General features: G+C 70.5%; 8 protein-coding genes, 2 tRNA genes and 1 pseudogene. 1 reads left to right on the forward strand and 10 read right to left on the reverse strand.

The annotated features are described in order from the left end of the window. Positions 1-119 precede the first annotated feature (119 nt). Entirely contained in the window at positions 120-992 is an 873-nt protein-coding gene (locus tag BJF77_RS02975) for a hypothetical protein (RefSeq protein ID WP_047805085.1), read from the forward strand. 167 nt (positions 993-1159) lie between these two features. Here the strand turns inward: BJF77_RS02975 and BJF77_RS02980 are convergent. The 10 genes and pseudogenes from BJF77_RS02980 to dnaA all read right to left on the reverse strand — a co-directional run bounded on the left by BJF77_RS02980 (position 1160) and on the right by dnaA (position 12615). Then, positions 1160-1235 (reverse strand) — tRNA-Ala (locus BJF77_RS02980). Between the two features lie 11 nt (positions 1236-1246). After that, positions 1247-1369, reverse strand: a complete 123-nt coding sequence (locus BJF77_RS21335) for a hypothetical protein (RefSeq protein WP_255396112.1) — start codon at positions 1367-1369, stop codon at positions 1247-1249. A 32-nt stretch (positions 1370-1401) separates the two neighbouring features. Next, a tRNA-Ile gene (locus tag BJF77_RS02985) sits at positions 1402-1475 on the reverse strand. Positions 1476-1571: 96 nt separating this feature from the next. After that, positions 1572-2159 (reverse strand): DUF3566 domain-containing protein, encoded by a 588-nt coding sequence (locus BJF77_RS21340; protein ID WP_082157593.1) that lies wholly within the window; start codon positions 2157-2159, stop codon positions 1572-1574. Next, a complete protein-coding gene (gene gyrA, locus BJF77_RS02995) occupies positions 2156-4849 on the reverse strand; it encodes a DNA gyrase subunit A (RefSeq protein WP_075871236.1) in 2694 nt (897 codons plus the stop codon). The genes BJF77_RS21340 and gyrA overlap by 4 nt, the downstream gene beginning before the upstream one ends. Before the next feature lie 89 nt (positions 4850-4938). After that, positions 4939-7038: a DNA topoisomerase (ATP-hydrolyzing) subunit B gene (gyrB, locus tag BJF77_RS03000; protein WP_075871237.1), complete on the reverse strand. Its 2100-nt coding sequence runs from the start codon at positions 7036-7038 to the stop codon at positions 4939-4941. A 348-nt stretch (positions 7039-7386) separates the two neighbouring features. After that, positions 7387-8058 (reverse strand): DUF721 domain-containing protein, encoded by a 672-nt coding sequence (locus BJF77_RS03005; RefSeq protein WP_238986136.1) that lies wholly within the window; start codon positions 8056-8058, stop codon positions 7387-7389. Beyond that, on the reverse strand, positions 8055-9287 hold the full coding sequence (gene recF, locus BJF77_RS03010) for a DNA replication/repair protein RecF (protein ID WP_075871238.1): 1233 nt from the start codon (positions 9285-9287) through the stop codon (positions 8055-8057). The genes BJF77_RS03005 and recF overlap by 4 nt, the downstream gene beginning before the upstream one ends. Positions 9288-9323: 36 nt before the next feature. Continuing rightward, on the reverse strand, positions 9324-10448 hold the full coding sequence (dnaN, locus tag BJF77_RS03015; RefSeq protein WP_047805089.1) for a DNA polymerase III subunit beta: 1125 nt from the start codon (positions 10446-10448) through the stop codon (positions 9324-9326). A gap of 620 nt (positions 10449-11068) precedes the next feature. Further along, positions 11069-12615, reverse strand: a pseudogene (dnaA, locus tag BJF77_RS03020) (chromosomal replication initiator protein DnaA). Positions 12616-12630: the final 15 nt, after the last annotated feature.

The raw sequence follows: 12630 nt of genomic DNA on the forward strand, positions 1-12630 counted from the left end.
GTCCCGTGGCGTTCAGCGCACAGTGAAAAGCCCCGGCATCGCGCGGGAGGACCTCCATCGGGGTGGACTCTGCACGTATGCTGACCATGGATTGTCACGACCCGAGGAGGGATGGATTCATGAGCTTCACGAAGTCCAAGAGCGAGAAGAAGGCCGCCGCGGCGCAGAAGGCCGCGGAGAGCAAGGTGCTCGACGCCGGCAAGTGGGCGTCCAAGGAGATCGGCGAGCTGGCACCCCGGCTGCAGCACGGCGTCGAGGCGGGTGCCGCCGCGCTCGCCGGCGGTGTGGCGACCGCCGGACCGAAGGTCCAGGAGGGCCTCGGCCGGGCCCACGACCTCTCCGGCTCCGCGAAGCTGAAGGCGGCCGCCGTGACCGCACCGGTTGCCGCGAAGGCGTCCAAGGCCGCAGCCCCCGTCGCCGCGAAGGCCGCCGACCGCGCCGCCGAGAGCCGCGCCGCGATGCAGGCGAAGTACGCCGGTGCCGCCGCCCTGCTCGCGGGCAAGTTCGCGGACGCGGACACCCCGGAGCAGCTCGAGGCCATCGTGGCCAAGCTGACCGGTGACAAGAAGGCCGTGGCCAACGCGAAGAAGGCGGCCTCGAAGGTCGCCAAGGACTACGCCAAGCAGCAGAAGAAGGCCGAGAGCTCGCACAAGGGCCTGCTGGTGCTGGGGCTGCTCGTCGCCGGTGGCGTCGCCGGTGTGGCCGCCTGGAAGGCGTCCCGCCCGGTGGAGGACCCCTGGAAGACCCCCGCGGCCACGTCCCCGCGCGTGACGGCCTCCCCGGTCGCCCAGCAGACCACCGTGGCCGCCGGCACCGGCGTGCAGGTCGACGACGTCAAGGACGCCACCACCCCGGCCGGCCAGTCCGGCGGTGTCTCGGAGGCGGCTTCCGAGGTCAAGGACAACGCCCAGTCCGTGGGCGAGGACGCCAAGGCCACGATCCACGAGGTCAAGGAGCAGATCCAGGGCAAGAAGGACGACCACGAGTCCTGAGCCCCCGCTCCCGCCGCAGAGGCCCCCGCTCCCGTCCAGGGAGCGGGGGCCTCTGCCGTGGAGCAGGAGGGGACGCGGCGCCGAGCGGTGCGGCGCGTGGCCGGCGGACGCACCCGGACCGGACGACGAAGATCCCGACCGAGCGCGAGCTCGATCGGGATCTCAGGTGGTGGAGGCGAGGGGACTCGAACCCCTAACCCTCTGCTTGCAAAGCAGATGCGCTACCAATTGCGCCACGCCCCCGCAGTGCCGGACTACTCCACCTCGTCGGTGGCGTCCGCCCACGCGGTACGGTCGGCGTCGGTCTCCCGCAGCTTGGAGAGCACCGCGACGGACGCTCCGACCAGGGCGAGAACCGCAGCCACTTTCCTGTTCACGCCTGCCTCCTGACATGCGAAAAAGGGAACCGTGGGCGTACCAGGAATTGAACCTGGGACCTCTTCGTTATCAGCGAAGCGCTCTAACCGTCTGAGCTATACGCCCTTCCGGCCCTTGCGGACCGAGAAGAAACGATACCGGAGTTGCCGATCCGTGCCAAATCCGGCCCGGACCGGCGTCCGGTGACCGTACCGTGCCGGGTCAGTCGTCCGTGAGGGTGAGACCGACCCCGCCCACCAGGGCCGCGGCGATGTTGTAGAGCAGCGCCGCGAGCACCGAGAGAGCGGTCAGGAGGATCACGTTGACCACCGAGACGATGGTCGCGAAGATCGCGATCTGCCCCAGGGACAGGAAGTCCTTCACGTTCAGCGCCCCGCCCGCGCCGCCCAGCATGCCGAGCAGCTCGTTGATGCCGTCGAACATCCCGGTGAGGTCCAGGACGATCCACAGCACCACGGAGGCGACCACGGTGATGATCCCGAGCGCCACCGAGAGCAGGAACGCGAGCTTGAGCACCGACCAGGTGTCCACCTTCGAGACCACGAGCCGCGCCCGGCGCACCCTCGGGCGCGGAGCGGGGCGGACCAGGCCCTTCGTGGAAGCGGCCGGCCGGCTGCTCTTGGCCGGGGCCGGGGCGGACTTCACCGGCCGGGGGGCGGTGCGGTCGGCCGTCCCGGACTTCGCGGACGTGGCCGGGCCCGGCTTCGCCGCGGCACCGGGCCGGGGCGCGGACGCGAGGGGGGCGCGTCCGGACTTGCCGGCGGCGTTGGAGCCGGAACTCGAGCTCATGCGTTACCTCCGTTGTTGTTCGCGTCCAACGCTACTTCATCGCCCGCCGTGTCCCCGGTTCCGGGGACGGAATCGAGCTCACCGGTGTCCTCGGCCTGCTGCACGTCGGCCGTCTCCATGGACTCGTCCTGCTGGACGTCGATCTCGGCCACGGCCTCGGCGTCGACCTCCTGCGCGATCTCGCGGTCGGCGTTGTGGGCCACGCCCGTGATCGAGTCGCCCGCGGACGGCTTGGCGAAGATCACGCCCATCGTGTCCCGGCCCTTGGCGGGGACCTCGGAGGCCCCGGTGCGCACGACCTTCCCGGACTCCATGACCACGAGGACCTCGTCCTCCTCCCCCACGATCAGCCCGCCGACCAGGCGGCCGCGCTGCTCCGCGAGCTTCGCCACCTTGATGCCGAGCCCGCCGCGGCCCTGCACCCGGTACTCCTCCACCTTGGTGCGCTTGGCGTAGCCGCCCTCGGTGACGACGAAGACGTAGGCGTCGTCGGTCACCACGTTGGCCGAGAGCAGCTCGTCGCCGCCGCGGAACTTCATGCCGGTGACCCCCGAGGTGGCCCGGCCCATGGGGCGCAGCACGTCGTCCGACGCGGTGAAGCGCAGGGACATCCCGTGGCGGGAGATGAGCAGCAGGTCGTCCGCCGCCGACGCCAGCTGCGCCGAGACCAATTCGTCGTCCTCGCGCAGGTTGATCGCGATCACGCCGGCCGAGCGGTTGGTGTCGTAGTCCAGCAGCCGGGTCTTCTTCACCAGCCCGTTGCGGGTGGCGAGCACGAGGTACGGGGCGTCGTCGTATGAGCGCAGCTCCATGACCTGGGCGATCCGCTCCCCGGGCTGGAAGGCCATCAGGTTGGCCACGTGCTGGCCCTTGGCGTCCCGGCCGGCCTCGAGCAGCTCGTAGGCCTTGGTCCGGTAGACCCGGCCGAGGTTCGTGAAGAACAGGATCCAGTTGTGCGTGGTGGTCACGAAGAAGTGCTCGACGACGTCGTCCGCGCGCAGCTGCGCGCCCCGGACCCCCTTGCCGCCCCGGCGCTGGGACCGGTACTGGTCCGAGCGGGTGCGCTTGACGTATCCGCCGCGGGTGATGGTCACGACCATCTCCTCCTCGGGGATCAGGTCCTCCATCGACATGTCGCCGTCGTAGCCGTACTGGATCTCGGAGCGGCGGTCGTCGCCGTAGCGGCTCACGATCTCCTCGAGCTCGGTCGAGATGATGTCGCGCTGGCGCGCCTCGGAGGCGATGATCTCGGTGTACTCGGCGATCAGCCGCTCCAGCTCCGCGTGCCGGTCCTGGATCTTCTGCCGCTCGAGGGCGGCGAGCCGGCGCAGCTGCATGTTGAGGATGGCCTGTGCCTGGTCCTCGTCGATCTGCAGCAGCTCCATGAGCCCGGTGCGGGCGTCGTCGGCCGTCGGGGAGCGGCGGATGAGCGCGATGACCTCGTCGAGGGCGTCGAGGGCCTTGAGCAGGCCCCGCAGGATGTGGGCCTCCGCCTCGGCCTGGCGCAGCCGGTATCGGGTGCGCCGCACGATGACGTCCATCTGGTGGGTGACCCAGTGCCGGATGAAGGCGTCGAGGCTGAGGGTGCGGGGCACCCCGTCCACCAGGGCCAGCATGTTGGCGGAGAAGTTGTCCTGCAGCTGCGTGTGCTTGTAGAGGTTGTTGAGCACCACCTTGGCCACGGCGTCCCGCTTGAGCACGATCACCAGGCGCTGGCCGGTGCGCCCGGAGGTCTCGTCCCGGATGTCGGCGATGCCGGTGATCCGGCCGTCCTTGACGAGGTCCGCGATCTTCATCGCGAGGTTGTCCGGGTTCGCCTGGTAGGGCAGCTCCGTGACCACCAGGCACGTGCGGCCGTGGATCTCCTCGACGTTGACCACGGCCCGCATCGGGATCGAGCCGCGCCCGGTCCGGTAGGCCTCCTCGATGCCCTTGTGGCCGAGGATCTGCGCCCCGGTCGGGAAGTCCGGGCCCTTGATCCGCTGCAGCAGCTCCTCGAGCAGGTCCTCGTTGGAGACGTCCGGGTTCCGCAGGTACCACTGCACGCCGTCTGCGACCTCGCGCAGGTTGTGCGGCGGGATGTTGGTGGCCATGCCCACCGCGATGCCGGAGGACCCGTTGACCAGCAGGTTCGGGAACCGGGACGGCAGCACCGACGGCTCCTGGTTCTTGCCGTCGTAGTTGTCCTGGAAGTCCACGGTCTCCTCGTGGATGTCCCGGACCATCTCCATGGCGATGGGCGCCATCTTGGTCTCGGTGTACCGCGGGGCCGCCGCGCCGTCGTTGCCCGGGGAGCCGAAGTTGCCCTGGCCCAGCGCGAGCGGGTAGCGCATCACCCAGTGCTGGATCAGGCGCACCAGGGCGTCGTAGATCGCGGAGTCGCCGTGCGGGTGGTACTGGCCCATGACCTCGCCCACCACGCGGGCGCACTTGTTGAAGGAGCGGTCCGGGCGGTAGCCGCCGTCGTACATCGCGTAGAGGACCCGGCGGTGCACCGGCTTGAGCCCGTCCCGGACGTCCGGGAGGGCGCGGCCGACGATGACGGCCATGGCGTAGTCGAGGTAGGACCGCTGCATCTCGGTCTGCAGGTCCACCTGCTCCACGCGGTCGGTCAGCACGGGCGAGCTCTCGAGGTCGCCGGTGGGGCCGGCGTCCTCCGGGGTCTGTCCGTCCTGGATCTCGTCACTCATGCGGTCATTCCGTTCTGTCTGCTGGTTCTCGGTGTCCTGCCGGCGCCCCGGTCCCGGCCGTGTATGCCGAACCGGTCATATGTCGCGGATCAGATGTCGAGGAACCGGATGTCCTTGGCGTTCTGCTGGATGAACTCGCGGCGGGACTCGACGTCCTCGCCCATGAGCACGGAGAAGATCTGGTCCGCGGCCGCGGCGTCCTCCATGGTCACCTGGAGCAGCGTGCGGTGCTCGGGGTCCATCGTGGTGTCCCACAGCTCGGTGTAGTCCATCTCGCCGAGACCCTTGTAGCGCTGGATCCCGTTGTCCTTGGGGATGCGCTGGTTGTTGGCCAGGCCCCGGGCGAGGGCCTGGTCCCGCTCGGCGTCCGAGTAGACGTAGTCGTGCGGTGCGTTGGACCACTTGATCCGGTACAGGGGGGGCTGGGCCAGGTAGACGAAGCCGTGCTCGATGAGCGGGCGCATGAAGCGGAACAGCAGCGTCAGCAGCAGGGTGGTGATGTGCTGGCCGTCCACGTCCGCGTCGGCCATGAGCACGATCTTGTGGTAGCGCGCCTTCTCGATGTCGAAGTCGTCGCCGATGCCCGCGCCGAAGGCGGTGATCATGGACTGGACCTCGGCGTTGGACAGCGCCCGGTCCAGCCGCGCCCGCTCCACGTTGAGGATCTTCCCGCGCAGGGGCAGGATCGCCTGGTGCGCGGGGTCGCGGCCCTGCACCGCGGAGCCGCCCGCGGAGTCGCCCTCCACGATGTAGATCTCGGACAGGGACGGGTCCTTGGAGGAGCAGTCCTTGAGCTTGCCCGGCATCCCGCCGGACTCGAGCAGGCCCTTGCGGCGGGTGGTCTCGCGCGCCTTCCGGGCCGCGAGCCGCGCCTGCGAGGCGTTGATGGCCTTGCGGATGATCTCCCGCGCCGCGGCCGGGTTGCGCTCGAGCCAGTCGCCGAACCGGTCGTTGACCTCGCGCTGGACGAAGGCCTTCGCCTCGGAGTTGCCGAGCTTGGTCTTGGTCTGGCCCTCGAACTGGGGCTCGGCGAGCTTGATCGAGATGACCGCGGTCAGGCCCTCCCGCACGTCGTCGCCGGTGAGGTTCTCGTCCTTGTCCCGCAGCAGCTTGTTCTCCCGGGCGTACCGGTTCACCAGCGAGGTCATGGCCGAGCGGAAGCCCTCCTCGTGGGTGCCGCCCTCATGGGTGTTGATCGTGTTCGCGTAGGTGTGCACCGACTCGGTGTAGGCGGTGGTCCACTGCATGGCGAGCTCGAGGGACATCTTCCGGTCGGTGTCCTCGGTCTCGATGGCGATGACGTCGTCGTGGACGAGATCGGCCTTCTTGGACGTGTTCAGGAAGGTGACGTAGTCGAGCAGGCCGTGGTCGTACTTGTAGACGACCCGGCGGTGGCCGGAGTCGCTCTCGTCCTCGTGGTTGAGCCGGGGGACGTCCGTGCCGCCGTCGCGGCCCTCGACCGGCTCCCCGTCGGTACCGGCCGCCGCGCGGCCCCCCGAGTGGTCGGAGGCGGAGCCGGCGATCTCCTCGCCGGACTCCTCGGCCACGCGCTCGTCCGTCAGGCTGATCCGGAGGCCCTTGTTGAGGAACGCCATCTGCTGGAAGCGCGCCCGCAGGGTCTCGAAGTCGAAGTCCACGGTCTCGAAGATCTCGGGGTCCGGGTAGAAGACCTGGGTCGTGCCGGTCTCCTCCGTCTCCTCGCCCCGGACCAGCTCTCCCTGCGGCCGGCCGCCCTCGGCGAAGACCATCCGCCAGACGTGGCCCTGGCGGCGCACCTGGGTCTCCACACGGCGGGACAGGGCGTTGACCACGGAGATGCCCACGCCGTGCAGACCGCCGGAGACGGCGTAGCCGCCGCCCCCGAACTTGCCGCCGGCGTGCAGGATCGTCATGACGACCTCGACGGTCGGCCGGCCCTCGGTCGGGTGGATGTCCACGGGGATGCCGCGGCCGTTGTCGACCACCCGCACCCCGCCGTCGGCCTGCAGCGTCACCTCGATGTGGTCGCAGTAGCCGGCCAGCGCCTCGTCGACCGAGTTGTCGACCACCTCGTACACGAGGTGGTGCAGCCCCCGCGGGCCGGTCGAGCCGATGTACATGCCGGGCCGCTTCCGGACGGCCTCGAGCCCCTCCAGGACGGTGATGTCACCGGCACCGTACTCGCGCTTCTGCGGATCCTCTGTTGCCACGGGTTCCTGGCTCCTCCTGTTGGGCGTTCCGGCCGCTCCGGACAGCACAAGAGAACGCCGATGAGACGCTCGACGACTCATCGGCTCGTGCAGGGTCGGAACGGTTCGACGACTCCGGACGTCCGCGCCGCGGGCGGGTGCCGTGATCGGCCGTGGGGGGCCCGGTCCGTCGATTCCTGTCTGCCACCGATTCTATCGGAAAACGACGGGCCAGGGGTGCCCGCAGATGCCCCTGAGCGGCCGGAAAAGGCCCTCAGGACGAATTTTCCTGCTCTCCACCACCCCGCTGATCGTTCCCGGGGGGCCGCAGCGCGCCACGAGGCCGCTCAGCGCTCCGCGGCACCGGCCTCACCCGTAGGTGTCCCGCGGGCCCCGGCCCTGCACCGACCGGCGGCCGCGCTTCCAGCTCGGCGCCGCCGGGCCGAGGATCTCGATCCGGGTGACGATGCCCTCCCCCAGGTGCTCGTCGAACATGCGCAGCAGCTGCGGGACCATGAGCCGCAGATTGGCGGCGTAGGCGGTGGAGTCGCAGCGGACCCGCACCACCGTCTCGTCGAAGCTCTCCGGCCGGCAGTGCCCCGCGATCCCCGGGCCCACGAGCTCGTCCCAGCGGGAGAGCACCGACCCGACGGCGACCGGCGACTTCCAGCCCCGCCCCGACACGAGGCCGTCCAGCACCGAGCCCACGCCCCGGGGATCGCGGGCGGAGCGGCCCGCCCCGGAGTATCCGCCGAGCGCCCGGGGGTCCACGTCGTTGCCGCGGCGCCCCAGGCGTTCGGCGGGGGACGCGGTGGCCGACTCCATCGCCGCCCCGAAGTTCTTGAGGTTGCGCCGCGCGGCCGCGCCGTAGAGGCGGCCGTCCCCGCGCGCCTCGGCGGCGTGGCGCAACCGGGTCAGCAGCGCCGCGGGGGCGTCGATCTCGTCCTCGATCCGCACGACGTTCGCCTCCGGGTCCGGCGGGTCCGCCGGGAGACCGTCCGGGGGATCGGGGAGCCGGTCCCCGCGCTCGGGCCCGCTCACGACGACGGAGCCTCCTCCGTCTCCGGGCCCGTCCCCGAGCCAGTTCCCGCGGGCGGGCGCTCGTCGTCGCGCACGGCCGTCCCGGGCCCCACCCGCACCACGTCGTGCGGTCCGGCGACGAGCTCGGCGGGCAGGTCCTCCTCGACCGCGGCGGTGACCAGGACCTGCTCCGCGGAGGCCACGATCGCGGCCAGGCGGCTCCGGCGCCGGGCGTCGAGCTCCGCGAACACGTCGTCGAGCAGCAGGATCGGCGCGGCGCCCTCGGCGGGGTCGTCCGCGAGGTGGACGTACCAGGAGCCCAGCCGGAGGGCGAGGGCGTAGGACCAGGTCTCCCCGTGCGAGGCGTAGCCGCGGGCGGGGGCCGGGCCCAGCAGCAGCTCGAGCTCGTCGCGGTGCGGGCCGATCAGGGTCAGGCCCCGTTCGAGCTCCCGCTGCTCGGCGTCCTCGCATGCCTCGAGGATCAGCCGGTGCAGGTCCGCCGGGGTGAAGTCGCGCAGCTGACCCACGTCCCCGCCGGCGCTCCCCGGCAGGACCGAGGACACGTAGCGCAGCGTGGTGGACTTCGTGCCGTCGGTGAGCTGGTCGTATGCGGTGGCCACCTGCGGGGCCAGGGCGTCGATCAGCTGCAGGCGCGCGTGCAGGATCACGGCGCCGGTGCGGGCGAACTGGTCGTTCCACGCGGCCAGCGTCGAGCGGTGGGTCTCGGTGAAGCGGCCGCTGCGGCGGGCCGACTTCAGCAGCGCGTTGCGCTGCTTGAGCACCTTCTCGTAGTCGGCCATGGTGCCGGCGAGGACCGGGCGCATCGACCGGGCGAGGTCGTCCAGGAACCGGCGCCGGTGCGAGGGGTCGCCCTTCACCAGGGAGAGGTCCTCCGGGGAGAACAGGACCGTCCGCACGACGCCGAGCGCGTCCCGGGCACGGACGGGGGCGGCACGGTTGATGCGCACCCGGTTGGCGCGGCCGTCGTTGAGCTCGAGCTCGAGGACCGTCTGCTGGCCGCCGCGCCGCACACGCACCCGGACGATCGCCCGCTCGGCGCCGAAGCGGATCAGCGGCGCGTCCGAGGACACGCGGTGGGAGGAGAGCCCCGCGGTGTAGTCCAGGGCTTCGACGATGTTCGTCTTGCCCACGCCGTTGGGGCCCAGGAACACGGTGGTCCCGGGCCCCAGACGTATGTCCAGCAGGGCATACGTCCGGTAGTCCAGCAGGGAGAGGTGGTCGACGAACACGCCCGGGTCAGCAGCTTCCGCTTCGGCGCCGGCCGGTCACTGGCTCGGGAGCCGGACCGGCATCAGCAGGTACTTGTAGTCGTCCCGGTCCTCGCCCTCCGGCTCGGCCTGCGCGGAGAGCACCGCCGGCTTGGGCGGGGCGGTGAAGGAGAACCGCACGTAGTCCGAGGAGAAGGCGTGCAGGCCCTCGGACAGGTACGTGGGGTTGAAGGCCACGGTGATGTCCTCCCCGGTCAGGTGGGCGTCCAGGACCTCCGAGGCCTGGGCGTCCTCGCCGGTCCCGGCGTCCAGGGCCACCTGGCCCTGGGTGAAGGCCAGGCGGACGGGCGTGTTGCGCTCTGCCACGAGCGAGACGCGCCGGACCGCCTCCACGAGCTCGGTGGTGCGCACCGCAGCCGTGATCGGGGTGTGCTCGGGGAACAGCGAGCGGATCTTGGGGTACTCGCCGTCGATGAGCAGGCTCGTGGTCCGGCGCCCGCCGGACTCGAAGCCCACGAGCTCGGCGGAGTCGGACAGCGCGATGTTGATGTCCCCGGCCGGGCCGAGGGTCTTGGCGATGTCGTTGAGCGTACGGGCCTTGATCAGCGCGGCCGTGGAGATCTCGTGGGAGGACGGCCGCCAGGTCAGCTCCCGCATGGCGAGCCGGTACCGGTCGGTGGCCAGGAGGGTCATCTTCTCGCCCTCGATCTCCACGCGCACGCCGGTGAGGATCGGCAGGGTGTCGTCCTTGCTGGCCGCGATGTTGACCTGGGAGACGGCGAGGGCGAACTCGTCGCCGGCGACCACGCCGGAGACGTCCGGCAGGGCCGGCAGCTCGGGGTAGTCGCCCACGGGCATCGCGGCGAGGTTGAACCGGGAGGACCGGCAGGTCAGCGTGACCTTGCCCTCGTCGGCCTGGACCTCGACCGGTGCCGACGGCAGCGAACGGCAGATGTCCGCCAGGAGGCGTCCGGAGACGAGCGTGGTGCCCTCCTCCTGCACGTCGGCGCTGATCGACAGCCGCGCGGAGATCTCGTAGTCGAAGCTGGCGATGGACAGCGATCCGCCCTCCGCCCGGATGAGCAGACCGGACAGCACGGGGACCGGGGGCCGAGGAGAGAGGGACCGGGCGGTCCAGGTCACGGCCTCGGCGAGAACATCGCGTTCGACGGAGAACTTCACGAGAGGTTGCTGCCTTTCAGTCTGAGCAGGGGCGGCGGAGCCCGCGCCCGGAGGACGGCGTCCGCCGCGCCGCGAGGTGCGGCCGACCGGGTCTTCGCCCCCTGCATCGTATCCGTCCGTTTCGGCGGACGGCCATTCGGCCGGCCGTGGCGGACTTCTTGTGGTTCGCCGGTGCCGGAGGCCTCACCGGGGGCCGGGAGTCCAGGATTCTTGTTGTTTGGCCGGAGATCTCTTTAAGGACGGGAGTGTTAATAACCGCTGTGGAATCTGTGGATAACTGCCTCTTGGCCAGATGCCGGGCGGCAGGGCCCTGTTGAGTTCCTGTGATTCGCGGTCCACCGAAAGCTGTTTCCCCGGTGGACAGGATCCGCGCGGTTCCGCGGGTTCCACAGCCCGAGCCGCAGTTGTGCCGAGGTTCTCCACCGCAGCCCGGCGGTCTTCCACAATTTTATCCACAGGTGTGGGTTCTGTCCTGTGCACAGCCGCTCCACAAGGGGCCGTTTCCTGTGCAGAAGCGGGTCGGCCGGCCCGGAACGGCGCGGCGGCGGCCTGTGGACGAATGACAAGAAAACGGGCCCGCCGGTGTCCCGGCGGGCCCGTCGGCGACGGGTTCGCGGCGGTCAGCCCTCGCGCTGCTGCTGCTTGATGCGGTTCGTCAGTTCGGTGACCTGGTTGAAGATCTGCCGGCGCTCGGCCATCAGGGTGCGGATCTTGCGGTCCGCGTGCATCACCGTGGTGTGGTCGCGCCCGCCCAGCTCCTGGCCGATCTTCGGCAGGGACATGTCGGTGAGCTCGCGCAGCAGGTACATCGCGATCTGCCGCGCCGTGACCAGGGTGCGGGTGCGGGACTTGCTCTTGAGCTCCTCGAGGGTGATGTCGAAGTACACCGCGGTCTGGGCCAGGATCGAGGCCGCGGTGATCTCCTGCGCGCCGTCGTCGGTGATGAGGTCCTTGAGCACTAGCTCGGCCAGGGGCAGGTCCACGGCCTGCTTGTTCAGCGAGGCGAAGGCGGTCACGCGGATCAGGGCGCCCTCGAGCTCGCGGATGTTGGTGGAGATGTGGGAGGCGATGTACTCCAGCACGTCGTCGGGGGCGTCCATGCCCTCGCTGGTGGCCTTCTTGCGGAGGATGGCGATGCGGGTCTCCAGCTCCGGGGGCTGCACGTCCGTGATCAGGCCCCACTCGAACCGGGAGCGCATGCGCTCGGCAAAGCCGGTGAGCTGCTTGGGCGGCATGTCCGAGGTGATCACGATCTGCTTCTCGTGGTTGTGCAGCGCGTTGAAGGTGTGGAAGAACTCCTCCTGCGTGTGCTCCTTGCCCGCCAGGAACTGGATGTCGTCGATCAGCAGCATGTCCACGTTGCGGTAGATCTCCTTGAAGGAGGAGCCCTCGTCGTCGCGGATCGAGTTGATGAAGTCGTTGGTGAACTCCTCCGAGTTCACGTAGCGCACGCGCACCTGCGGGTACAGCCGCTTGGCGTAGTGGCCGATGGCGTGCAGCAGATGGGTCTTGCCCAGGCCGGACTCCCCGTAGATGAACAGCGGGTTGTACGCCTTCGCGGGGGTCTCTGCGACCGCGAACGCCGCGGCGTGGGCGAACCGGTTGGACTGCCCGATCACGAAGGAGTCGAAGACGTACTTCGGGTTCAGCCGCGCCGAGCTGTCCCACTCCCCCACCACGGCGGGGGCGGTGCCGGTGTCCTGCACGGGGCGGCGGGGCGGGGCGGCCTGCGGGTCGCGCGGCGGGGCAGGGTGCGGCCGCCGCCGGCCGGTGCGACCGGCTCCGGGCGCGCCGCGGCGAGGTCCAGCACGCGCTGGTCGATCCCCATGGCGTCGGCGGTGTCCCCGGCATCGGTCCGGGTGGGCCCGTCGGTGCGGTTGCGCTCGGCCTCCAGCTCACTGATCGGCGGCAGCGCGGCCGTCTGCGGTTCCGGCTCCGGGGCGGGAGCGGCCTCGAGGTCGGCGTCGACGACGAACGCCACGAGCGTCTCCGGGCTGAAGGCGCGTCCCACGGAGGAGCGCAGGACCGAGGCCATCTGGTTCTGGAAGAACTCCCGGGTCAGCTCGTTGGGGACCGCGACGAGCAGCGTGGTGCCGATGAGCCCCTGCGGCTGGGCCAGGGAGATGAACCCCCGGTACCGGCCGGTGGTCATGGGGTCCTCGTACATGTACTGCACGCATTC

The organism is Kocuria sp. CNJ-770, assembly GCF_001942375.1.
Lineage (GTDB): Bacteria > Actinomycetota > Actinomycetes > Actinomycetales > Micrococcaceae > Kocuria > Kocuria oceani.